Genomic DNA, 23,020 nt, shown 5'->3' on the forward strand with positions numbered 1-23,020 from the left:
CCCTACCATGGGGACAAGATATGCCACAAGCATGAACCGGGAGAATTTCCATCTTGTTCCGATTTTTTGAAAAACAGGTTCCACCTTATCCAGCACAGGAGCCCAAGGTCCCGCCCAAAGGTTTTTTTGCCTTTGTCTGGGCCTGCACGCAAGGCATGCGCGGCTGGATTGGTCTGATGACCCTCACCTCGGCACTGCTGGCCGCCTACGAAGCAGTGCTGTTCGCCATCATGGGCCGCGTGGTGGACTGGCTGGGCACGGTCTCGCCCGCCAACTTCTGGGCCGAGCAGCAAGCCACGGTGCTGGGCATCGCCGCCATCCTGCTGGGCAGCGTGGCGCTGCTGGCCCTGCACACCACCGTCATGCACCAGGTGCTGGCCATCAACTTCCCCATGCGGCTGCGCTGGGTGTTTCACAAGCTGATGCTGGGCCAGAGCATGTCCTTCTATGCGGACGAGTTTGCCGGCCGCATCACCACCAAGATCATGCAGACCGCGCTGTCGGTGCGAGAAGTGGTGTTCATGGTGGTGGATGTGTTTGTGGGCGTGGGCGTCTACATGATCGGCATTCTGATTCTGGCCGCCAGCTTCGAGTGGCGGCTGATGATTCCGTTTGCACTGTGGTTCATTGCCTATGCCGCCGCCTGCTTCTACTTTGTGCCGCGCCTGGGCCAGATCGGCAAGGAGCAGGCCGATGCGCGCTCCATGATGACGGGCCGCGTCACCGATGCCTATACCAATATCGCCACCGTCAAGCTGTTCGCCCACACGCGCCGCGAAGCCGAATATGCGCGCAATGCCATGGAAGCCTTCAAGGCCACGGGCTATGCGCAGATGCGTCTGGTCAGTCTGTTCGAGATCACCAACCACCTGATGATTGCCCTGCTGCTGTTGGCCAGCGGCGGCACGGCGCTCTATCTGTGGACGCAGGCTCAGGCATCTGCGGGCGTGGTGGCTGCCGTGATTGCCATGGCGCTGCGGCTGATGGGTTACTCGCACTGGGTGATGTGGCAGATGACGGGCCTGTTCGAGAACGTGGGCACCATCCAGGACGGCATCACCACGCTGACCAAGCCGCGCACCATCGTCGATGCACCCGACGCCAAGCCGCTGCAGGTCACGCGAGGAGCGATTGCCTTCGAGGATGTGAGCTTTGGCTACAAGGCTGGCGGCAAAAAGGTGCTGGACCACCTGAACCTGCACATCCGTCCTGGCGAGCGCATCGGCCTGATCGGACGCTCGGGCGCGGGCAAGTCCACGCTGGTCAACCTGCTGCTGCGCTTTCATGAGCCCCAAGGCGGGCGCATCACCATCGACGGCCAGGACATTCGCAGCGTGACGCAGGACAGCCTGCGCAGTGCCATCGGTATGGTGACCCAGGACACCTCGCTGCTGCACCGCTCCATGCGCGACAACATCCTCTATGGTCGCCCTGACGCCAGCGAAGCCGAGATGCAGGCCGCGGCCGACAAGGCCGAGGCTTCGGACTTCATCGCCACGCTGACCGACCTCAAGGGCCGCAGCGGCTATGACGCCCAGGTCGGCGAGCGCGGCATCAAGCTCTCGGGCGGCCAGCGCCAGCGCGTGGCAATTGCGCGCGTAATGCTCAAGGACGCTCCGATTTTGCTGCTCGACGAAGCCACCAGCGCTCTGGACAGCGAGGTGGAAGCTGCCATCCAGGAAAGCCTGGACTCGCTGATGGACGGCAAGACCGTGATCGCCATTGCCCACCGCCTGTCCACCATTGCTGCCATGGATCGCCTGATCGTCATGAACGAAGGCCATATCGTGGAAGAAGGCACGCACCAGCAACTGCTGCAGCGCGGCGGCATCTACGCCAAGCTCTGGGCGCACCAAAGCGGCGGCTTCCTGGCCGACCAGGACGAAGCCGTGCAATAAGCCAGTCTTGTCGTGAGTTCAAGCCACAATCGCCCATAGCGCCTGGCACAAGGGTGCACGCCGCTCATCGCATGCGTGCGCCAGAGATCACAAAAGGGGAGCATCGCTCCCCTTTTGCATGCATCCACCCCACACGCAGCAATAGGTTTCAGCTCCAGCCTGCAAGAGTGCGAGCCTCTCCGCCATGGATCGCATCACAAAGGGGCGCGTTGAACTATTGGCTAGACAGGTTCATTGCACATTCGATGCTCAGCTTGCTGAAGCAAGTACTGCACAACGGCCCGATCAAGAGCTGCCAGATGGCTTTGTGTCGTTCATACGACGGCATTGAACGAAGCAGGCCAATGAGGGGCACTGATAATGCGAGACAGCAAGAGGTCAACGCAATGAGCCCCACCTACGGCAAACTGAAACCCATCGATTACGCACAAGCCTCAATGACTTTTGCTCTCAAAGATGGCTCGACATCCGGAGTTCAGAACCCGGAGACAACAGAGCTGATCGGTGCGGAGCGCTTCAGCGAATTCATCAATCACCTCTACGATGCGGCTTCTTTGCCGGAGGCCTGGGTTCCCTGCCTGGAGGTGATTCGCACGCATATGCGCAGCAATTTTGCAGTGCTGATCATCCGCCAGACCGAGGGAGACAATATCGGCTTGGTGGTCACCGCATCCGGAGGGCTCGAAGGCTTGCTTACGCACGACGTCTACAGCGAGCACAGTCCTTTCCTTGGCATGCCCAAGGAGCAATTCAAGACCATTCCCGACCTGATGTCCGAAAGCGAATGGCGCAGCAGCGTCTATTACAAGGACTGGTGCCGTGTGCACAATATCTTCCATGTGATGGCTGCCGATATCGTGACTACCGATGGCAGTGTCTACGGCCTGCGGATCACGCGCCCCGAATCAGAACCGGCCTTCAGCCAGCGGGATCTGGATCTGGGCCGCATGATCATGCCGCATATCCGCCGTGCGCTGAACATGCATCTGGCGCTGCACCATGATCGCCAGGTCATGTCGCTGTACAGCACTGTCACGGCTCGCTTGATGGTAGGTGTCGTCATCCTGGACCAGAATGGCCAAGTGCTGGAAAGCAATCCTGCAGCCAAAGGCATTCTCGATGCTCAGGATGGGCTCAGGATCTCCGGCGGCATGCTGGAGGCTGAATATGCCGGCGACAACCGAAAGCTCCAGCGACTGGTCAAGGATGCCTTGCTGTCCTCCCTGGCATCCGCATCCGTCATGACCGAAGGCATCTCGATTGCCCGTCCTTCGGGTCAGCTCAATTGGGGGCTTGTCGTCCAGAGCATTTCCTCGGGTGAAAACGCAGAGGCCAAGAGCCGTCCCTGCGTCGCGGTGTTCATGCGCAACACCGATGACAAGGCCGATCCGTCGGCGCACCTGGCCCAGCAGCTGTTTCAGCTCACGTCGGCGGAGACCGCGCTGGTGATCCAGCTGACCCACGGCCTGACGCTGGAGGAAGCAGCCAAAGCGCTGGGCATTCGCCTCAATACCGCAAGAGCTCACCTGCGCTCCATCTTCTCCAAGACCGGCGCCCGCCGTCAAAGCGAGCTGGTACGCTTTTTTCTCAATAGCGCTGCCTGGCTGGGAAGCAAGAGCGGCTCCTGATCCTCGCGCGGCAACCGCGCTCCAGGCCTTGAGCGGCCTGTACTCATCGCCCGGAAGCAGCAGGGCAGGCAGGACTCATCAGCGGTCTGAGGGCCGCCAGGGAGCCGCCGCGAAAGCCTCCGTCACCCATTGCTTGAACGCCTTCATGGCGCCCGTGTTGTACTGCCCCGAAGGTCGTAGCAGGTAGATGCCCCCGGTATCTCCCAACGTCCATTGCGGCAATATGCGGACCAGCTCTCCAGCATGGATGGAGGGCATGAGGTGCCAGTCACTGCCGGCAATGATGCCCACCCCTTTGATTGCCGCATGAAGCAAAGCTTCGTTGTCGTTGCTGAGAATGGAGCCGCTGACGCGCACCGATTCGGCGGTCTTCGCAGCCCTCTTTCCTGCCGACTGAACCAGTCGCCATTGCGGAAAATCCAGGAGGCCGGTGTAGCCCAGGCAGTTGTGATGAGCGAGATCCGCAGGCCTGTCTGGCGCTTCATGGCGCTCAAGATAGCTGGAGGATGCACACAGAAGGCGATACTGATCGCATAGCCGCGTGGCAACCAGCCGACTGTCCGCCAGATTACCGATACGTATGGCGGCGTCAAAACGCTCTCCCACAATGTCCACGATGCGCTCGCTGTACTCCACTTCGAGCGCTACCTCCGGGTAGGCCAGGGAAAAATCCGCCAGCATGGGGCTGATCCACCGCCGCCCCATCGTCGCGGGCATGGACAAGCGCAGGCGCCCCCGTATTTCCTGCGCTCCCTGCGCCGCTTCCTGCTCTGCATCCCGAATCAGATGGGCAGCCTGGCGCAGCTTTTCGACAAGTCGCCAGCCCTCGCTGGTGAAATGCAGCTGGCGCGTGGTGCGCTCCACCAGACGCACGCCCAGTCTTCGCTCGAGCGCCTGCATGCGCTTGGAGAGCACCGAAGGGTGACGCGCCAGCAATCGTCCCGCAGCGGCAAACGAGCCCTGGTCCGCCAGCGCGACCAGCGTGGCGAGCTCATCCGTGTGCTGGCTGTCGAATATCTCCATGGCGTCTATAGCGATTCAGGGGGTGAGGATGATCGAGCCTTGCGAGCGTCCTTGCTCCAGGTCTGCGTGCGCCAGGGCTGCGTCCCTGAGCGCGTAGCTTTTCCATATGCGAGGCGTGAGTATGCCGGCTGCGATGGCGTCAAGCACGTCCTGCGCACGGCTCTGATATTCCTCTATCGTTGCCGTATGCGCGGCCAGAGACGGACGGGTCAGAAACAGCGAGCCCTTGGCATTGAGCACGCCGACCTCAATGGCAGGCGGCAGGCCCGATGTGGCACCAAACGACACCATCAGCCCTCTGGGTCGCAGGCAGTCCAGCGAAGCCAGGAAAGTGTCTTTTCCGATGGAGTCGTAGACCACGTCCACCTTTCGTCCCTGCGTGGCCTGCATCACCTGGGATACCAGTGTCTGCGCATCAAAGACAAACACCTGATCGCAGCCTGCCGCCTTGGCTCGTTCCACGCTGGCGGGCCTGGAGACGACGCCCAGAACCTGGGCGCCCAGATGCTTGGCCCACGCGCACATCAGCTGTCCGAGAGCACCGGCAGCGCCATAAATCAGGACTCGGCTGTCTTGACTCACCTGGCCGGTGGTCTTGAGCAGGTACTGAGCCGTGATGCCCTTGAACAGGACCGACGCGGCGGCGTCATCCGCGAGACTGTCCGGAAGCCGGATCAGACGATCAGCGGGGAACAAGCGCGCACTGGCATACGCGCCCAGCGGCCCGGTTGCGTAGCCGACACGGTCCCCTGACTTCAGGCCCGACACTCCCGAGCCCACGGCGGCCACTGTTCCCGCGCCCTCCAGACCCAGGCCCGAAGGCAATGCAATCGGCACCAGGCCCTTGCGCTGATTGACATCCAGAGGATTGACACCGATGGCGGTCTGCTCGAGCAGAACCTCGCCCGGCCCCGGTGACGGCAGATCCAGCTCTTCGAGCTGCATCACTTCGGGCGCACCTGAGCTGTAGATTCGAATGGCGAGGGCCATGACTTTTCCTTGTGAATAACGAAGAAACCATCGTATTCATGCCACCTGCGTGCATCAACATGAGCACATGCACATAATAAGTGCATGTGGTGCAGCAATCACCCTATGACGCTCCGTGCTTGGCCGAAGCCATGAAGCGGACTGCCACTGACACACCGCCAGTTGCGAGACAAGGTAGCCAGTCAGCTAAAGCGAAATCAGACGCTTGAAGCGAAAGAAGATTTACAAGAAAGCTTGATCAATGAGCATAGAACTCCCCAAACACGCGCAGCAGCAGGCCATTGCCTCCATAGAACGCTATTTCCGCGAAAACATGGACGAACCCATAGGCAATATGCAATCCGGTGCCCTGCTGAATTTCTTTCTCGCGGAAATAGGCCCCAGCATCTACAACCGTGCCGTGGCCGATGTGCAGGAAAACCTGCAGGCCAGGCTGCAGGAGCTGGACTATGAGGTCGGCAAGGAAGAATTCAGCTACTGGACGGCCAAGCGCGCTGGCAAGCGCTGAAATGATTCCAGCCAAACGCCTGCAAACAGCTTTGCGGCCAGACCAGCCGGCACCGACTGCGGGGACGCTGGTGGTGCTGGCCCAGGCTCTCAGGGATGAAGGCATGAGCCAGGCCGCGCTCTACCGCCTGTTCCAGGCCGAGCATGCACGCTCGGACCTCGATGAACCGCGCCTGGAGGCGCTGGCCGAGACCATGGACCTGATCTGGGGTGGCGGCTGGGCCAAAGGCCATGCCTTGTTCGAGCAGGAGCTATCGCAAGAACGGCTGGACAGCGAGCAAGACGGGGGCCGGCTGGCATACCATCGCCGCATGCGTCTTCTCCATACCTCCGACTGGCATCTGGGCCAGCACTTCATGGGCCGCAGCCGTCAGGCCGAGCATCAGGCCCTGATCGACTGGTTGCTCACTCAGGTGCAGGCCCATGCCGTGGATGCCGTGCTGATCGCCGGCGACATCTTCGACACCGGAGCCCCGCCCAGCTATGCGCGCGAGCTGTACAACCAGCTCATCGTGCGCCTGCACGACGCAGGCACGGCCTTGCTGATCCTGGCGGGCAATCATGACTCGGTCAGCGTGCTCGATGAAAGCCGCGAGCTGCTGACCTACCTGGGCGCCCAGGTGGTCAGCTCGACCGGTGATGAGGCCCGGCATGCCGTCACGTTGCCGCGACGTGGCACAGCGCGGGAGCCTGGCTGCATCGTCTGCGCACTGCCCTTCATCCGCCCGCGTGATGTGCAGCAAAGCCAGGCCGGACAAAGCGCACAGGACAAGCAGCAGGCACTGCAAGTCGCGATTGCATCCACCTACCAGCGCGTGTATGCCGCAGCCCTTCAAACTCAGAATGAGATACAGGCCAGCCAGGGCGAACTGCTGCCCATCATTGCCACCGGCCATCTGACCACGGTGGGTGCCAGCAGCAATGAATCGGTGCGTGAAATCTATGTAGGCGCACTGGAGGCTTTTCCGACCAATGCTTTCCCGCCAGCCTGCTATATCGCCCTTGGCCATATCCACAAGCCGCAGCTCGTCGGCGGGCTCGATCACATCCGCTACAGCGGCTCGCCCATCGCGCTGGGCTTTGACGAAGCCAGGCAGACCAAGCAGGTACTGCTGGTGGATCTCAATGCCGGCGGGCTGCAGGCCGTCACCGCCCTGCCCGTGCCGGTGTTCCAGCCCATGGCCTCCATCGCCGGCAGTCTGGCGCAGATGCCTGCCTTGCTGGAGTCTGCCTCGGCCCAGGCACAGGCCGATCGGCCGGTCTGGCTGGAGGTGACGGTACAGGAAGACGACTATCTCTCCGACCTCACGGCGCGCGTGCAGGCCATGGCCGAGTCGCTGCCCGTGGAGATTCTGCGCATCAAGCGCCAGCGCAGCCAGGCTGCGGCACAGCTGTCCGGCGAGGCCCGCGAGTCGCTCGATGAACTCACCCCGCTCGATGTGTTTGCGCGCCGGCTGGCCCAGGAGAGCCTTGAGCCGCCACTGCAATCGGCGCTGACCGAGCGCTATCGGCAGGTGCTGAACGCTCTCGACGACGAACGAGGAGCTGCGGCATGAGAATTCTCAAACTGCGGCTGAAGAACCTTAACTCGCTCAAGGGCGAGTGGAACATCGACTTCACCGCTACCCCCTTTGCCGACAACGGCCTGTTTGCCATCACCGGATCCACGGGCGCTGGCAAGTCCACGCTGCTCGATGCCATCTGCCTTGCGCTCTATCACCAGACGCCGCGCCTCGACAGCATCAGCGGCAGCAACGACATCATGACGCGCCACACCGGTGAGTGCGAAGCCGAGGTGGAGTTCGAAGTCAAGGGCGTGGCCTACCGCGCCTTCTGGAGCCAGCGCCGCGCGCGCGGCAAGCCGGATGCTGCCCTTCAAGCTCCCAGGGTGGAGCTGGCACTGGTGGCGGACGGCAGCATACTCACCACCCACGTCAAGGACAAAACCCGGCGCATCGCCGAAATCACCGGACTGGACTTTGCGCGCTTTACCAAGTCCATGCTGCTGGCCCAGGGAGGCTTTGCCGCCTTCTTGCAGGCCACGGCCAATGAGCGCGCCGAGCTGCTCGAAGAACTGACCGGCACCGATATCTACGGTCGCATCTCGCAGTCCGTTTTCGAAAGAGCGCGCGACGCCCGCCAGACCCTGGAAAAGCAACAGGCCCAGGCACAGGGCATGCAACTGCTGGATGCAGGCACACGCGAGCAGCTGCAATCCCAGGCGGCACTGCTACAGACCGGCTTGACGGATCTGCAGGCACGCCACCAGCAGCTGCAAACCGTACAACGCTGGCAGGTACAGACCATGCAGGCCATGGAGGACGTGGAGCAGGCGCGCAATGCACAAGCGAACGCCCAGCAAGCGCTGAGTGATGCCGCGCACGATTTGCTGCGCCTGCAGGCCCACGGACCTGCGCAGGCAATCCAGCCCATGCACCATCGCTGGCAGCTGGCACAAGACCAGCAAAGCGAACAGGCCGCGCAATTGCAGCAACTGCATACCCTGCGGCTGCAAGCCCAAAGCGCGCAATGGCATCAACACCAACAGGCCCGGCAACTGGCTGGCGATCAGCTGCAGCAGTCAAGGCTGCAGCTGGAGTCTGCCCAGAATCAGCAGGCTAATCTGGCTGCATGGCTGCAAGTCCATGCCAGCCACGCTCTGCTGGGCGAGAACCTCAGCGGCTGGCGCGAGCAGCTGCAGCAAGGCCAGCAACTGCAACGGCAAACCGTCCAGGCAGAAGGCCAGATGACGCAGTTGCAGAAGCTCGCCCGGCAACTGCAGCAGCAAGCAGATGCACAGACACAGCAATCCACGCAGTCGACACGGCAAGTCTCCCAGACGCTGCAACAGCAGCAGGCCTCAGAGCAAGCCCTGCAGCAGCAGTTGGCCACGCACGGCAGCCTGCCTCAGCTGCGCAGCCACTGGCAAAGCGCAGAGCGCCAGCTGCATCACTGGCAGCAGTTGCAGGAACATGCCGCACTGCGCCAGCCCCTGGACGTGCAGCAGCAGCGCAATTCGCAGGCGTTGAGCTCCGTTGATTCCCGCATTCAAGAGCAGCTGGCGCAACGCGATGACTTGCGTGCGCAGTACAAGGCGCTCAAGGAAAAGGTGGCCGACAAGCAAGCCCTGCTTGACCAGGAGCGCCTCATCCAAAGCCTGCAAGAGCACCGCGCCGCGCTGCAGCCCGGCGAAGCCTGCCCGCTGTGCGGGTCTCAGGATCACCCAGCCATCACCGAATACGCGGCGCTGGATGTATCAGCCACAGCCGCTGCGCTGCAGCAGGCACAGAGCGAACTCGAGTCGCTGCAGCGCCAGGGCGAGCAGCTGAACACCGCGCTGGCCACTGCCCAGGGTCAGCAGCAGCTGCAGCAGGAGCAGCACCAGGCCATTGCCCAGCAGATTGAAAAATGGCTGTCACGCTGGGCTGACTTGCGCGCACAGAGCGCAGTGCCGCTGGATGAAACGGCATGGCAGCAACCCGAAGCACTGCGCACCGCTTGCGCTGAAGCCGGGCAGCAGATTGCGCAGCTGCAGCAGAACCTGGCCGATGCCGAAACTGCCGAGCGCCAGCTGCAACAGTCCAAGGACGCCTGCCAGGCGGCTCTGCAACACCAGCAGCAGATCGAGCATGCACAGGCCAGCACCCAGCAGGCTCTGCAGAACAATCTGACGCAGCAGGAGCAGACCGCTCAGGCACTGCAAGCCTTGATGCAGCAGGCCGGCGACCTGCAAACTCGCTTGCAGCTTGCCCTGCAGACGGCAGGCTACGCATTGCCCGAGAGCGCGGACACCGCAGACTGGCTGGATGCGCGTCAGCAGGAATGGCAGCAATGGCAGCGCCAGCAACAGGCAATGCAAGAGCTGACCCCGCAGATCGACCTGCTGCAACGCCAGGTCGAACAAGCCGCAGAGGATGCCGAGCACTGGCTGCAACGCAGCCAGGCCCTGCCCGATCTGCCCGCCGACGCCACCGCCTGTACAGCGCCAGCCGCCGCCACGCTGCATGACTGCAAAACCCTGCTCGAGCAGACTGCGCAGCAGCTGGCCAGGCTGCAAGGTCAGGCAAGCCAGGCACAAGCCACGCTCGAGCAGCTGCAGCAATCGACGCGGCAGGCCCAGGCCGAATGGCAGCAGGCGCTGCAGGCCAGCCCGTTCTCCGACGAGGCGCAGTACTCCGCAGCCCTGCTGTCCGATGCCGAACAGCAAGGTCTGCAGGCACTGAGCAACCAGCTTCAGGGCGCGGCACAACGCGCAGCCGCCTTGCAGGCAGACGCCAGCCGGCGCCTGACCACACTGCAGACACAGGCGCTCAGCGATGAAGCACCCGAAACCATTACCGAGCAGATTACCCAGCTGGAAGCCGAACGCGCCCAGCAGGCCGAGCAGCTGGGCGCCCACCGCGCCCGCCTCAAAGATGACGATGACCGCCGCACGGGCCAGCAAGCCTTGCTGGCCCGGATTGCCGAGCAGGAACAGGACAGCGATCTCTGGCAACACCTGGACAGCCTGATAGGCTCCGCCAAGGGCGACAAGTTCCGCAAGTTCGCACAGGGGCTGACGCTGGACCATTTGCTGCATCTGGCCAACCGGCACCTGGAGCGCCTGCACGGTCGCTATCTGCTGCGGCGCAAGCCCACTGGCGAGCTGGAGCTGGACATCGTGGACGGCTGGCAGGGCGATGTGGCGCGCGACACGCGCACGCTCTCCGGCGGCGAAGCCTTTCTCGTCAGCCTGGCACTGGCACTGGCACTGTCCGATCTGGTCAGCAGCAAGACCTCGATTGACTCGCTGTTCCTCGACGAAGGCTTCGGCACGCTGGACGGCGATACGCTGGAGATGGCCCTCGCCGCGCTAGACGCACTCAACGCCAGCGGCAAGATGATTGGCGTCATCAGCCATGTGGAAGCCCTCAAGGAGCGTATTCCGGCGCAGATCCGCGTGGAAAAAGCGGCCGGAATCGGCTACTCCAGACTGGTGATCTGAAGTCTGGTTCAGGTGCCAGGCGGAGGTGGCGGCATCATGCCCGGGCCCGGCGGCCGCATGCCGCCGGGCCGCCCCGGACCTCCTGGCCCACCCGGGCCGCCTGGCGGCATGGAGCCCTTGACCTGGCAGAGCTTGTCGGCACTGTCGCTGCGCACCACCACGGTCTTCGATGCCAGCATCACCCCTCCCAGGTTCTGCACATCGAAGACATAAGGCGTCTTGTCCAGCTCCTGCCCGACCACGTTGTCCACATCCAGGCGGGTATCGGGCTGGCCCTTGTCCTTGTAAAGCGGCGCCTGCGCAAAGATCTCGCTGTTGAGCGCATCGCTGAACAACAGCTGGCTGGTCAGCCACGATGCAGCGCTGTCCGCCGGGTCGTAGCTGCCTTGCAGAATGCGAAAGTGCACATGCACGGCACGGCCGCGATACCAGCCTGGGTAGCAGCTGTCGAAGCGCGCCACGCCATGGCCGTCGGTGCGCTGATAGCCGCGAAAGAACTGCTTGTTCACATCGGCGGCATCGTTGTTGCACATGCGGTGAATCTGGCCCGAGTAACCGCCCGTGTGATTGGTATGCCAGATCTCGACAATCGTGCCCGACACCGGCTCGCAGCGCTCGTTGACCACGCGGATCTGCATATGCAGCGGCAGGCCATCCCAGCCATCGCTGACATCCATGCGCTCGGGAGACAGCGTGTGGCAGGGGCCGATGGTGGCCTCGCAGGTCAGGCGGCAACTGCCCGCCAGCCCGGCACTGGCAAACGGGTTGATGCCGCGCACAGCGGCTGTGATGGCCGCCGTACCACCGCTGAGCCATGGAGCAGCCGCGTTCCCCACGCTCCTCACCGACTCCGCAGCGGGAGCTGCGCAGCCGAGCAAGGGAATGACGGGCAGCACCCCCAGCACAGCACCGGAATGCTGCAGCCAATGTCTGCGGGTAAGCGGCAGGAAAGAGTCGGAGGATGAATGGGGCATGGAGCTTTGGCGTCAAGTCAGACTGGCTGCATGCTAGTGCACGGCAAGTCATTCAGGCGCTTGCCTTGCGAGCTTTACCGCAACGATACATCTACGCAGCGCCCCCCAAATTACCCTTAACCGGCAGATCTCCAGCACTGCCAAACACTCACCAATCCATAGCAAACACCACTTTGATTTCGGGCGTAATAGATTGATTTCACTAAATAAACATCAAGACTTCAAGTCGCCATCCACCCATCAAGTCTGGTGTTAACCCTCTGCGCCGGCCTGTCACTCGCTTCAAAGATGCATGCACTGGCGGAAGGCCAGGATAACCACCCAGAGGAGATGAAGTAGATGACACAGGAGACCCAGAAAACCGGCCGCCGCAACCTACTCAAAGGTGCCGCGGTGGCTGCTTCCGCCATGTCCGTGCCCATGATAAGCACGGCCCAGACCACGTCCTGGCGCTTTCAGAGTACCTGGCCGGCCAAGGACATTTTTCACGAGTTTGCCCAGGACTTCGCGAAGAAAGTCAACGACATGACTGGCAACCGCCTCAAGATCGAGGTGCTGCCTGCCGGCTCCGTGGTGCCTGCATTCCAGTTGCTGGATGCCGTATCCAAAGGCACGCTGGATGGCGGACACGGCGTGATTGCGTACTGGTATGGCAAAAGCCAGGCCGTAGCGCTGTGGGGGTCCGGACCGGCCTTTGGCATGGATGCCAATATGGTGCTGGCCTGGCACAACTATGGCGGAGGCAAGGAGTTGCTGGACGAGATCTACGGCGGCCTGAAAATGGATGTGGTCTCCAAACTCTACGGCCCCATGCCGACCCAGCCGCTGGGCTGGTTCAAGAAACCCGTGGCCAAGGTGGAGGACCTGAAGGGACTGAAATTCCGCACCGTCGGCCTTGCCGTGGATGTGTTTACGGAAATGGGTCTGGCAGTGAACCCGCTGCCTGCCGGTGAGATCGTTCCAGCCCTGGATCGCGGCCTGCTGGATGCCGCCGAGTTCAACAATGCATCCAGCGACCGCGTGCTGGGCTTTCCGGATGTGACCAAGAACTGCATGCTGCAAAGCTTTCACCAGTCGAGCGAGCAGTTCGAGGTGCTGTTCAACAAGACCAAGTTCAACGCCCTGCCGGCCGAGATCAAGTCCATCATCGAGTACGCCACCCAGGCCGCCAGCGCCGACATGAGCTGGAAGGCCACCGACCGCTATGCCAAGGACTATGCAGAGATGCAGTCCAAGCAGGGCGTGAAGTTCTACAAGACACCCGACGCCATCCTGCGCGCCCAACTGGCCGCCTGGGACAAGGTGACATCCAAGAAGGCCGCCGAGAACCCCATGTTCAAGCGGGTGATGGACTCCATGCGCACGTTTGCCCAGCGCAGCGGGCGCTGGCAAAACGATACCGACCTCGACTTCAAGATGGCCTGGAACCACTACTTCGCGCAAAAACGCAGTTGATGCCGACACAGCGCAGCCCAGAAGGGGCTGCGCCTGTCTGCCTCCCGCAACCCCGCCCCGGCAGGCGGGCATCCCATCCTCTTCGCACCTCGCTGCATCACGCAGCGGAGACTGCCATGCAAAAAATTCTGCTTGCTGTCGATGCGTTCTCGACCTTTATCGGCAAGGTGGCGGCCTGGGCCGTGGTGCTGCTGACAATGCTGATCAGCTGGGAGGTGTTCTCCCGCTACGCACTGAACAAACCTCACGCCTGGGTGCTGGATGCACAGATCATGCTCTACGGCACCATGTTCATGCTGGCCGGCGCCTACACCCTGTCCAAGAACGGCCATGTGCGCGGCGATGTCCTGTACGGCTTCTTCAGCCCGCGTGCGCAGGCTGCCGTGGATCTGTGCCTGTACATCCTGTTCTTCCTGCCTGGCGTACTGGCGCTGACCTGGGCCGGCTGGACCTATGCCCACGAATCGCTGGACATTCGCGAGCAGACCTTCTCTGCCCATCCGTTGCCGCTGTATCCATTCAAATTCATGATTCCGCTGGCTGGTGGCGTGCTGCTGCTTCAGGGTCTTGCTGAAATCGCCCGCTGCATGCTGTGCCTGCGCGACGGCCAGTGGCCCCGTCGCGGCGCAGACGTGGAAGAAGTGGATGTGGAAAAGCTCAAGGAAATGGTGCAGGAGGGCAAAGCATGAAGATGCGCAAGGAACTCTGGTTCGGCTTTTCCATCATGGCCCTGGTCGTGCTCTCGGCCATCGTGCTGCTGCTGGGCGTAGAAAACATCACCAACGGCCATCTGGGCCTGCTGATGCTGTCGCTGGTGGTGGTCGCCATCATGCTGGGCTTTCCCACTGCCTTCACGCTGATGGGCATGGGCATGATCTTCACCTGGCTGGCCTATGAGCGAGATACCACACGCACACTGGATTTGATGGTGCAGTCAGCCTACAAGAGCATGACCAATGACGTGCTCATCGCCATCCCCCTTTTCGTCTTCATGGGCTATCTGGTCGAGCGCGCCAACCTGATCGAAAAGCTGTTCAAAAGCATGCACCTGGCCATGGCCCGCGTGCCGGGCTCGCTTGCTGTGGCCACGCTGGTGACCTGCACCGTATTTGCCACGGCCACCGGCATTGTGGGCGCCGTGGTCACGCTCATGGGCCTGCTGGCACTGCCAACCATGCTGCGTGCCGGCTACAGCACGTCCATGGCGGCAGGGGCCATCACGGCGGGTGGCTGCCTGGGCATCTTGATACCGCCTTCGGTGCTGCTGATTCTCTATGGCGCGACAGCAGGCGTTTCCGTCGTCCAGTTGTATGCCGGCGCTTTCTTCCCTGGCCTGATGCTTGCCGGCCTGTACGTGGGCTATGTGATTCTCATGGCCAAGATCAAGCCGGCCTGGGCACCACCGCTGTCAGCCGCCGAGCGCCAGGTAGCTCTACCGCCCCTGACTCGCGAGCTGCCCGCCACCGCTCAGCAATACGCCCCCATGCGCCTGCTGGCCGCACTCAAAGGCCAGCGCAATGCACAGGTTCCCACGGGCTACCTGCTGCGCCAGCTGGCCGTGGTGGTTCTGCCCGGAATGCTGTTCCTGCTGCTGGCTGCGAGCAGCTGGCAGGCAGTGACGACGCCGAAGGTGCAGGAACAGTTCGAGATCCAGCCCATAGGCATGGAAAGCGGCAGCTCCTCCAGCTCCGGCACCGGCCTTGCCGAGCCGCCCATAGAAGGTGGCTTGCAGGAACCACCCACAGAAGGGGGGCTGCAGGAACCGCCCGGCTCAGAGTCCTCCGCCCCGGTGGCAGCAACGGCGCCGACAGAGCCTGAAACAGGCAGCAACGCACCGGGCGTGCCTGCTGCCAGCCAGGCTGAAACCCAGCCAGCCCCCACCTGGTGGTGGATTGGCTTTGCACTGCTGGGGACCTGCACCGCACTGTTCTATCTGTTTCTGAGTTTTGCGCGGCTGGAAATCTTCAAGATGCTGCTGGGCTCGTTCTTTCCGCTGGTGGTGCTGATCCTGACCGTACTCGGCTCCATTGTCTTTGGCCTGGCCACGCCGACCGAAGCGGCTGCCATGGGCGCCTTGGGCGGCTTTGTGCTTGCCGCTGCCTACAAGCGCCTGAGTCTCAATGTCGTCAAGGAGTCCGTGTACCTGACTGCCAAAACCTCGGCCATGGTCTGCTGGCTGTTTGTGGGCTCGGCCATTTTCTCCGCCGCCTTTGCGTTGCTGGGCGGGCAGGAGCTCATAGAGCGCTGGGTGCTGTCCATGAACCTCAGCAAGATAGAGTTCATGATCCTCTCTCAGGTCGTGATCTTTCTGCTGGGCTGGCCGCTGGAGTGGACCGAGATCATCGTCATCTTCATGCCCATCTTCATTCCCCTGCTCAACCACTTTGGCGTTGACCCGCTGTTCTTCGGCCTGCTGGTGGCGCTGAATCTGCAGACGGCCTTCCTCTCGCCACCCGTGGCCATGTCTGCCTTCTACCTCAAGGGAGTGGCACCGCCTTCGGTGACGCTCAACCAGATTTTCGTGGGCATGATGCCCTTCATGGGCATACAAATCCTGGCCATCGTGCTGCTCTACATCTGGCCGCAGATCGGTCTGTGGCTGCCGCAACTGCTCTACAAATAACAAAAGGCCATCAGCACATCACTATCAAATACATAGCTGGCTGCGCTTGCTACATAGTAACTTCGTGTTTATAGAGATGAAAACATGAGATGGAGCAAGCGCAAGAAGCTATCTTTTTAGAATCGATAAGCACAACAAAGCTCGAGGTCACCATGGCCTTGTCGCGCAGTCATCAGGTCTTTGCCGTACCATCCAGACCCTTGCTTGATAGGTACAAGCCATGATCCGGATCGCAGAACTCAAACTCCCTCTCTCGGCGGTTGAATACCACCCCGAGAACCACACCGAATACCAGCCTACGGACAAGCTCACGCAGCTTGCGGCCGAGCGCCTGGAAATTGCGTCCGCCGCCATTGCAAAGCTGCATGTGCACAAACGCAGCTTCGATGCGCGCAAGGCGGAGCTGCTGGCCGTCTACATCGTCGACATCACTCTGGCCGACGAGGGCCAGGAGGCCGCGCTGCTGACGCAGTTTGCCGACCACCCCCATGTCAATCCCACGCCCGACATGAGCTGGAAACCCGTGGGCCAGGCCCCGGCGGATATGAACGAGCGCCCCGTGGTCGTGGGCTTTGGACCCTGCGGCATGTTTGCCGGACTGGTGCTGGCCCAGATGGGCTTCAAGCCCATCGTGCTGGAGCGCGGCAAGACCGTGCGCGAGCGCACCAAGGACACCTGGCGCCTGTGGCGCAAGCGCGAGCTGACGCCCGAGTCCAATGTGCAGTACGGCGAAGGCGGCGCCGGAACCTTCTCCGACGGCAAGCTCTACAGCCAGATCAAGGACCCGCGCCATCTGGGCCGCAAGGTGCTGACCGAGTTCGTGACCTATGGCGCGCCGCCCGAAATTCTCTACGCGGCTCACCCCCATATCGGCACCTTCAAGCTGGTCAAGCTGGTCGAAGGCATTCGCGAGGAAATCGTGCGCCTGGGCGGAGAAATCCGCTTCGAGCAGCGCGTGACCGATGTACAGATCGAAGAAGTCGACGGCCAGCGCCAGCTGGTCGGCCTGCAGGTGCTCGACCAGGCCACAGGCCAAAGCTATGCGCTGCCCACCCATCATGCCGTGATGGCTCTGGGCCACAGCTCGCGCGACACTTTTGCCATGTTCTACGAGCGCGGTGTGGCCATGGAGGCCAAGCCCTTCTCCGTGGGCTTTCGCATCGAGCATCCGCAAAGCGTGATCGACCGCGCCCGCTGGGGCAAGGATGCCGGCCACCCGCTGCTGGGCGCTGCCGACTACAAGCTGGTGCACCATGCCAAAAATGGCCGCGCCGTCTATAGCTTTTGCATGTGCCCGGGCGGCACCGTGGTGGCAGCGACCAGCGAACCCGGGCGCGTCGTCACCAACGGCATGAGCCAGTATTCGCGCGCCGAGCGCAATGCCAATGCCGGCATGGTCTGTGCCATCAGCCCCGAAGACTACCCGCAAGACGCCGAGAGCTTTGCCTGGGCCTTCGACGGCAAGACCTTCGGCGTCGAAAAGCTGCAAAAAGGCGAGCATCACCCGCTCTCCGGCATTGTGCTGCAGCGCCAGCTGGAGTCCCAAGCCTATGTGCTCGGCGGCCAGAACTACAGTGCGCCCGGCCAGCTCGTGGGCGACTTTGTGACTGGCAAGCCCTCCACCGAATTTGGCGAGGTGCAACCCTCGTACAAGCCCGGCATCAGCCTCGGCGATCTGCACCAGGCCCTGCCCGCCTATGCGATCGAAGCCATGCGCGAGGCCCTGCCCGCCTTTGGCAAGAAGATTCGCGGCTACGACATGAAGGATGCCGTGCTGACCGGTGTGGAAACCCGCACCTCGTCCCCGGTCAAGATCGGTCGCGGCGCCGACTTCCAGAGCGACAACACGCGCGGTCTGTACCCGGCTGGCGAAGGTGCCAGTTATGCGGGCGGCATTCTGTCGGCCGGTGTGGACGGTATCAAGGTCGGCGAGGCCGTTGCAGCCGCGATTCTCGGCGTCGAGGTGCCCTCCTCGGGCGCGCGCGGCTCGGGCGGCGCCCTCTAATCGGGGACAGGCAGCCGCGCTGCCCCCCAGGCATGCCAGCCCTGCTGCTGGCAGCCTTTGATGGGCGCGTCCATACCAGACGTCATGGCTTCACAAGTTTTTGGACGCTGACTGACAATGCACCAGGTTTGGCATCGCTACGCTGGTGACTTCATTGCACGCCAAGCGTCTCCATGAAACCTCTGCGACCTGCCCCTGCCTCCGTGTCCCTGGGACTGGCCTGCTGGCTGGCAGCCGCCAGTGCCGGCGCACAAACCAGTGATCCCGCTGCTGCGGCGGACAAGAGCGCCGACAAGCCCTCGGCGCTATCGGGCTGGATGCTCGGCTACGCCCCCCTGGACTGGCATTTCTCCGATGCCAAAAAGGAAAACGATTTCGAGCCCGACGAACAAAAGCACGCCTATGTCTGGCTGATCCAGGCCGAGAAGGAGCTGGACGAGCGCCATATCGCGGGATTTGCCTATTTCAGGAACTCCTTCGGCCAGCCCAGCCAGTACGCCTATTACGGCTGGCGATTCAGGCCTTTTGACAGCGTGCCAGGCCTTTTCTTCAAGGTCACGGGCGGCATCATTCACGGCTACAAGTTTCCGTACAACAAGAAGATCCCGTTCAACAACAGGCATGGCTGGGGCATCACGGCCATTCCGGCCGTGGGCTACGACTTCAACAGCAACTGGGGCACCCAGATCAATGTGCTGGGCAATGCCGGCGTGATGTTCCAGCTCAACTACACGGTTCGCTAGGCCGTCGAGTACGACCTGTCAGGCTCCGCGCAGCCTGGCAAAATCAGGCGCACGCTTTTCCAGAAAGGCCGCAATGCCTTCGCGAGACTCCTCGCTGCCCTGGGCCTCGACCATATGGTCGGCCTCCAGCGCCAGCTGCTGCTCCAGGCTGTGGCGGTGTGCCACCCGGCACAGTGCCTTGATACGCGCAGTCGCCACTTCCGGCCCCTGGGCCAGTTGACGCGCCAGCTCCAGCGCTTGAGCCAGGGCCTGGCCCGGCTCCGTCAAACGGTTGATGCAGCCATGCGCATGCATGCGCTCGCCGCTGATGCGCTCGCCCGTCAGGCAGAGCTCTGTCAGCAATTGACGGGACATGAACTCGGCCAGAAACGAAGTCGCGCCACCATCGGGTGTGAGGCCGACCTTCACATAGGCCATCGAGAAAACCGCCGACCTTGCCGCCACCAGCATGTCGCAAGCCATGGCCAGAGAAAGGCCTGCACCCGCGGCAGCGCCCTCCACCGCCGCGATCACAGGCTTGGGGCAGTCGCGTATGGCACGAATCAGATGGTTGAGATCCTCAAGCTTTAGGCGGCGTTCGGCCAGCGGCATCTCGCGCCTCGTTGCCAGCTGGTTCAGATCGCCGCCAGCGCAGAAATGACCGCCCTCGCCCGTCAGAATCACGGCGGCCACCGAGGCATCGGTGCCGGCCGCACGCAGCGCTTCCATGACCGCGTAGTAATACTCGGGCGACAGCGCATTGCGCGCTGCCTGGTTGTTATTGGAGAGGATGAGAACAGCGCCTTCGCGGCGGGTGACAAGAGCAGGATTCACGGCAAACCTCCTGCATCCGACTCTAGCGATGCCGGCACGGCCCGCCTAGCGGGCGGATGCCCTCTCTTGTCACCTAGCGGACGCCCTCAGCGGCGCGGTCCCCAATGGCCGCCGCCGTGATGCCAGCCGCCAGGACCATGATTCCACCCACCCTCATGCCAGCCATAGCCGGGACGTGGCGGCATGGCCCAGCGGCCGGGACGCCAGTTGTAGCGCCCGCCGCCCCAGCCCCAGGAGCCGCCGATCCAGACATAGGCCGGCGAGGGAGCCACCGGGATCACCTCGTTGATCAGGGGAGGCGGGGCCATGGGTGCATAGACGTCGCCCGCAACCACCTCGGTTCCATAAGCCGGATAGGCCGGGGCCACCACGCAGCCCGTAAGCAGGGCAGCGGAGCCGCCCAGCAGCAAGACCGGCAGCAATCGGCGGGTCATGGTTTGAGAGATGAAGGACATCACAACTCCTGAAAGTCCGGGGACATGTATATGCTCCTACAACGCAAAAGCCCCTGCCGGTTGTTGACAGGGGCTTGTGAAGCAGCGGTAAAGACCGGCTACTGCCGTTTACACATGCGTACGCTTAGCGGGCGTTCTGCAGTGCAGCAATGCGCTGCTCGATGGGCGGGTGGGTAGAGAACAGCTGGCCGATGCCACCGGCAATGCCCATGGCCGCCACGCTCTTGGGCAGCTCGCCCGGATGCATTCCGCCCAGACGGGCCAGCGCATTCATCATGGGCTGCTTGCGCCCCATGAGCTGGGCAGCACCCGCGTCGGCACGGAACTCGCGCTGGCGCGAGAACCAGGCCACGATCATGGCGGCGACAAAGCCCAGCAGGATATCCAGCACCACGGTGGTGATCATGTAGCCGATGCCAGGGCCGGAGCTTTGCTCGTCGTTGCGGCGCAGAAAGGAGTCGACCGCATAGCCGATCACGCGCGAGAGGAAGACCACAAAGGTGTTCATCACGCCCTGGATCAGCGTCATGGTCACCATGTCGCCATTGGCGATGTGGGCCACTTCGTGACCGATCACGGCCTCGACCTCTTCACGCGTCATGCCTTCGAGCAGACCTGTGGACACGGCCACCAGGGCCGAGTTCTTGAAGGCGCCAGTCGCAAAGGCGTTGGGCTCGCCCTCATAGATGCCGACCTCGGGCATGCCGATGCCAGCCTTTTCGGCAAAGCCGCGCACGGTGTTGACGATCCAGGCCTCGTCGGCGTTGCGCGGCTCGTTGATGACCTGCACGCCCGATGTCCACTTGGCCATGGGCTTGGAGATCAGCAGCGAGATGATGGCGCCGCCAAAGCCCATGATGAAGGCAAAGCCCAGCAGGGCGCCCAGATTGAGGCCGTTGGCAGTGAGGTAGCGGTTGACGCCCAGCAGGCTGGCGACGATGCCCAATACCGCCACCACGGCGATATTGGTCAGTAGAAATAAGGCAATACGTTTCATCGAGGGTGTACTCCACACAGGGGACAAAATGACCAGAACCCCTGAGGCACCGCCTGTGCAGGACGAATGCGCATCAAGCCAGTTCTGTTTCTGGCAGTACCCGTTGTTGTGTTGTTTGTGCGGTACGTGGGGCTCGGAAAACTAGAGAGTCATCATAGAAGGAAAAGTTCTGGTTTTGCAGGCACCAGTCCGGGATTCCCAATATGGGAATTGGTAGATAGGGCTTGCTGGCCAGATTGCAAGACTGGGTCCGCAACTGATGGTCCAGCCAGCCATCGGCCTCGGCCAGCGATGCCAGCCCTGGAGCCTGCCCCAGCGGCACGCAGATCACATGCGCGGTGATGGCCTTGCGCGGCTGAACCAGCTTTTCCAGCAGGGCATGGCCTATGGGAAGAAAGCGCGCCTGCGCCCACAGCACACGCCGGGCCACAAACAGCTCCTGCCAGCGCTTGTCGCGCAGCGCATCGCACAGTGCCTGCGGCGCGAGCAGCAAGCCGCCGTTCTCGTCCAGCACCGTGATCGAATCGCGCAGGCGCCCGCGCTGCGCCCCCACGCCCTGGCGCTCTATCTCGGCCGCCTGCAGCGCGTTGAGCCGCTGCTTGAGCAACGGCCAGTGCAGCCAGATCAGGCCGTTGAAGAAGTCATGCAGATTGTCGCGTGTGGGAATGCTGCGCTCTCTGTGGATGAATGCCTCATAGGCCTGACCGGCAGGCAGCTGCAGCTGATCGACAAACTGCCAGCCCGGCAGCAGTCCGTGGGCGGCAGCCACCTCCTGCAAGGCCCGGGCCACGCCGGCACCGCCCAGCACCCGGTCATGAACCTGACGTCCAAGCGCTTGCAGCGGTGCCAGCCAGGGCACCTGCCAGTCAATGGCCCAATCCACTGACGGCATTGCGGCTGGCTGCATCAAGGCAGCACCTCGTCCTGATGCCCACGCAGATCGCGCACCGCCACGCGGGCCGTGCCCTCGTCACGCAACTCGAAGACCTGGGTCGCGGCCATGAGCTTGGTCAGCGAGGCATAGCCATAGTTGCGCGCATCAAACGACAGCTTGTTACCGATATGCGTACCCACCGCAGCCACACGTGCCCAGCCGGCTTCGTCCTGCGTCGCCTTGACGGCATCGCGCAGCATGGCAATGAGCTGCCTGTCTTCCTTGAGCATGTGCGAAGGCACGCGCAACGTGGTGCATGCCGGGGCCGCAGCGCCCGTGCCACCTGCCACCTTGCCATTGCTGACAGGGAGGGTCTGCTCGGATGGCTGGCTTGCCGCAGGCACTGCACGTGGAACTGCCTCGGCCTCCAGCGCCTCGCGGCGTTCACTGCGGCTGACAATGCCGTCGCCGAGTTCCTTGAGCGCATCGAAATACAGAAAGCGCGAGCAGGCATTGACGAAAGCCCTGGGCGTCTGCTCCGCGCCGAATCCATAGACCGCAGCGCCCTTGGCGCGCAAATGCATGACCAGCGGCGTGAAGTCGGCGTCCGAGGAAACGATGCCGAAGGCATCGGGCTTTTCGGTATAGAGCAGCTCCATGGCATCCACCGTCATGGCCATGTCGGTCGCGTTCTTGCCCTTGGAGTAGTCAAACTGCTGCATGGGCCGCACGGCGTACTCCAGCAGCTTGCTCTGCCAGCCATGCAGACCGGCCTTGGTCCAGTTGCCATAGGCACGGCGGATATTGATCAGGCCGAAGGTGGATAGCTCGGTCAATATCTCGTCAATCATCTCTGCGGGCGCATTGTCGGCATCGATCAGCAAGGCAATCTTGGGCTGGACATCGTTGGGCATGCAATCTCCTGAGCGCTGTTTGGCCAAGCCTAACCGAGGCCACGCTCAAAGCCAAACTAAAAAAGGAGCAGCTTGCGCAACTCCTTTATTGATTTCAGACCGGAAACACCTTTGATTCAAGTAAAAACAGGCGCTTG

The 23,020-nt window shown here is 62.4% G+C and carries 18 protein-coding genes; 10 read left to right on the top strand and 8 right to left on the bottom strand.

Annotated elements, in window-relative coordinates:
- Positions 1–53: 53 nt before the first annotated feature.
- On the top strand, positions 54–1,898 hold the full coding sequence (locus tag CSE6_RS19810; RefSeq protein ID WP_034377132.1) for an ABC transporter ATP-binding protein: 1,845 nt from the start codon (positions 54–56) through the stop codon (positions 1,896–1,898).
- A gap of 386 nt (positions 1,899–2,284) precedes the next feature.
- A complete protein-coding gene (locus CSE6_RS19815; protein WP_034377133.1) occupies positions 2,285–3,526 on the top strand; it encodes a LuxR family transcriptional regulator in 1,242 nt (413 codons plus the stop codon).
- A gap of 78 nt (positions 3,527–3,604) precedes the next feature.
- Here CSE6_RS19815 and CSE6_RS19820 read toward each other — a convergent pair whose 3' ends face one another.
- Together CSE6_RS19820 and CSE6_RS19825 are read right to left on the bottom strand one after the other, a co-directional pair.
- Positions 3,605–4,549 carry a LysR family transcriptional regulator gene (locus tag CSE6_RS19820; protein WP_034377134.1) on the bottom strand — a complete coding sequence of 315 codons (945 nt, stop codon included), beginning with the start codon at positions 4,547–4,549 and terminating at the stop codon, positions 3,605–3,607.
- A 15-nt stretch (positions 4,550–4,564) separates the two neighbouring features.
- The gene (locus tag CSE6_RS19825; protein ID WP_034377136.1) at positions 4,565–5,539 is read right to left on the bottom strand and encodes a quinone oxidoreductase; all 975 of its coding nucleotides are present in this window, start codon (positions 5,537–5,539) and stop codon (positions 4,565–4,567) included.
- A 241-nt stretch (positions 5,540–5,780) separates the two neighbouring features.
- Between CSE6_RS19825 and CSE6_RS19830 the strand changes: the two genes are divergently transcribed.
- The 3 genes from CSE6_RS19830 to CSE6_RS19840 all read left to right on the top strand — a co-directional run bounded on the left by CSE6_RS19830 (position 5,781) and on the right by CSE6_RS19840 (position 11,030).
- Positions 5,781–6,047, top strand: coding sequence for a DUF2164 domain-containing protein (locus CSE6_RS19830; RefSeq protein ID WP_012839864.1), 267 nt, complete (start codon positions 5,781–5,783; stop codon positions 6,045–6,047).
- A gap of 310 nt (positions 6,048–6,357) precedes the next feature.
- Positions 6,358–7,602: an exonuclease subunit SbcD gene (gene sbcD, locus CSE6_RS19835; protein ID WP_034377402.1), complete on the top strand. Its 1,245-nt coding sequence runs from the start codon at positions 6,358–6,360 to the stop codon at positions 7,600–7,602.
- Positions 7,599–11,030: an AAA family ATPase gene (locus tag CSE6_RS19840; protein WP_034377137.1), complete on the top strand. Its 3,432-nt coding sequence runs from the start codon at positions 7,599–7,601 to the stop codon at positions 11,028–11,030. The genes sbcD and CSE6_RS19840 overlap by 4 nt, the downstream gene beginning before the upstream one ends.
- Positions 11,031–11,038: 8 nt before the next feature.
- On the opposite strand, the gene CSE6_RS19845 is transcribed toward CSE6_RS19840, so the two are convergent.
- Positions 11,039–12,004, bottom strand: coding sequence for an intradiol ring-cleavage dioxygenase (locus CSE6_RS19845; protein ID WP_238585747.1), 966 nt, complete (start codon positions 12,002–12,004; stop codon positions 11,039–11,041).
- A 339-nt stretch (positions 12,005–12,343) separates the two neighbouring features.
- Here CSE6_RS19845 and CSE6_RS19850 point away from each other — a divergent pair, with 339 nt between their 5' ends.
- The 5 genes from CSE6_RS19850 (at position 12,344) to CSE6_RS19870 (ending at position 18,830) form a co-directional block, all read left to right on the top strand.
- Complete coding sequence (locus CSE6_RS19850) at positions 12,344–13,459, top strand: TRAP transporter substrate-binding protein (RefSeq protein WP_003068127.1); 1,116 nt, start codon at positions 12,344–12,346, stop codon at positions 13,457–13,459.
- Between the two features lie 116 nt (positions 13,460–13,575).
- Entirely contained in the window at positions 13,576–14,148 is a 573-nt protein-coding gene (locus CSE6_RS19855) for a TRAP transporter small permease subunit (RefSeq protein ID WP_003068125.1), read from the top strand.
- Complete coding sequence (locus tag CSE6_RS19860; protein WP_034377139.1) at positions 14,145–16,082, top strand: TRAP transporter large permease subunit; 1,938 nt, start codon at positions 14,145–14,147, stop codon at positions 16,080–16,082. Before CSE6_RS19855 ends, CSE6_RS19860 begins: the two co-directional genes overlap by 4 nt.
- Before the next feature lie 220 nt (positions 16,083–16,302).
- Positions 16,303–18,087 (top strand): NAD(P)/FAD-dependent oxidoreductase, encoded by a 1,785-nt coding sequence (locus CSE6_RS19865; RefSeq protein ID WP_034377140.1) that lies wholly within the window; start codon positions 16,303–16,305, stop codon positions 18,085–18,087.
- A 173-nt stretch (positions 18,088–18,260) separates the two neighbouring features.
- The gene (locus tag CSE6_RS19870; RefSeq protein WP_034354426.1) at positions 18,261–18,830 is read left to right on the top strand and encodes a hypothetical protein; all 570 of its coding nucleotides are present in this window, start codon (positions 18,261–18,263) and stop codon (positions 18,828–18,830) included.
- An 18-nt stretch (positions 18,831–18,848) separates the two neighbouring features.
- On the opposite strand, the gene CSE6_RS19875 is transcribed toward CSE6_RS19870, so the two are convergent.
- The 5 genes from CSE6_RS19875 to CSE6_RS19895 form a co-directional block, all read right to left on the bottom strand.
- Positions 18,849–19,643 carry an oxepin-CoA hydrolase, alternative type gene (locus tag CSE6_RS19875; protein ID WP_034377142.1) on the bottom strand — a complete coding sequence of 265 codons (795 nt, stop codon included), beginning with the start codon at positions 19,641–19,643 and terminating at the stop codon, positions 18,849–18,851.
- 86 nt (positions 19,644–19,729) lie between these two features.
- Positions 19,730–20,098 carry a YXWGXW repeat-containing protein gene (locus tag CSE6_RS19880; protein ID WP_003068115.1) on the bottom strand — a complete coding sequence of 123 codons (369 nt, stop codon included), beginning with the start codon at positions 20,096–20,098 and terminating at the stop codon, positions 19,730–19,732.
- A gap of 124 nt (positions 20,099–20,222) precedes the next feature.
- Positions 20,223–21,095 carry a protease HtpX gene (htpX, locus tag CSE6_RS19885; protein ID WP_003068113.1) on the bottom strand — a complete coding sequence of 291 codons (873 nt, stop codon included), beginning with the start codon at positions 21,093–21,095 and terminating at the stop codon, positions 20,223–20,225.
- A gap of 73 nt (positions 21,096–21,168) precedes the next feature.
- Positions 21,169–21,987 (bottom strand): DUF3025 domain-containing protein, encoded by an 819-nt coding sequence (locus CSE6_RS19890; protein WP_052088067.1) that lies wholly within the window; start codon positions 21,985–21,987, stop codon positions 21,169–21,171.
- A gap of 14 nt (positions 21,988–22,001) precedes the next feature.
- Complete coding sequence (locus CSE6_RS19895; RefSeq protein ID WP_034377143.1) at positions 22,002–22,883, bottom strand: NYN domain-containing protein; 882 nt, start codon at positions 22,881–22,883, stop codon at positions 22,002–22,004.
- Positions 22,884–23,020: the final 137 nt, after the last annotated feature.

Origin of the sequence: Comamonas sp. E6, assembly GCF_001010305.1 — a bacterium.
Classification (GTDB): Bacteria; Pseudomonadota; Gammaproteobacteria; order Burkholderiales; family Burkholderiaceae_C; genus Comamonas; species Comamonas thiooxydans.

Coding starts and splice junctions, on each gene's coding strand:
- CSE6_RS19815 (WP_034377133.1), top strand. CDS start 2,285: ATGAGCCCCACCTACGGCAAACTGAAACCCATCGATTACGCACAAGCC.
- CSE6_RS19820 (WP_034377134.1), bottom strand. CDS start 4,549: ATGGAGATATTCGACAGCCAGCACACGGATGAGCTCGCCACGCTGGTC.
- CSE6_RS19825 (WP_034377136.1), bottom strand. CDS start 5,539: ATGGCCCTCGCCATTCGAATCTACAGCTCAGGTGCGCCCGAAGTGATG.
- CSE6_RS19830 (WP_012839864.1), top strand. CDS start 5,781: ATGAGCATAGAACTCCCCAAACACGCGCAGCAGCAGGCCATTGCCTCC.
- sbcD (WP_034377402.1), top strand. CDS start 6,358: ATGCGTCTTCTCCATACCTCCGACTGGCATCTGGGCCAGCACTTCATG.
- CSE6_RS19840 (WP_034377137.1), top strand. CDS start 7,599: ATGAGAATTCTCAAACTGCGGCTGAAGAACCTTAACTCGCTCAAGGGC.
- CSE6_RS19845 (WP_238585747.1), bottom strand. CDS start 12,004: ATGCCCCATTCATCCTCCGACTCTTTCCTGCCGCTTACCCGCAGACAT.
- CSE6_RS19850 (WP_003068127.1), top strand. CDS start 12,344: ATGACACAGGAGACCCAGAAAACCGGCCGCCGCAACCTACTCAAAGGT.
- CSE6_RS19855 (WP_003068125.1), top strand. CDS start 13,576: ATGCAAAAAATTCTGCTTGCTGTCGATGCGTTCTCGACCTTTATCGGC.
- CSE6_RS19860 (WP_034377139.1), top strand. CDS start 14,145: ATGAAGATGCGCAAGGAACTCTGGTTCGGCTTTTCCATCATGGCCCTG.
- CSE6_RS19865 (WP_034377140.1), top strand. CDS start 16,303: ATGATCCGGATCGCAGAACTCAAACTCCCTCTCTCGGCGGTTGAATAC.
- CSE6_RS19870 (WP_034354426.1), top strand. CDS start 18,261: ATGAAACCTCTGCGACCTGCCCCTGCCTCCGTGTCCCTGGGACTGGCC.
- CSE6_RS19880 (WP_003068115.1), bottom strand. CDS start 20,098: ATGTCCTTCATCTCTCAAACCATGACCCGCCGATTGCTGCCGGTCTTG.
- htpX (WP_003068113.1), bottom strand. CDS start 21,095: ATGAAACGTATTGCCTTATTTCTACTGACCAATATCGCCGTGGTGGCG.
- CSE6_RS19890 (WP_052088067.1), bottom strand. CDS start 21,987: ATGCCGTCAGTGGATTGGGCCATTGACTGGCAGGTGCCCTGGCTGGCA.
- CSE6_RS19895 (WP_034377143.1), bottom strand. CDS start 22,883: ATGCCCAACGATGTCCAGCCCAAGATTGCCTTGCTGATCGATGCCGAC.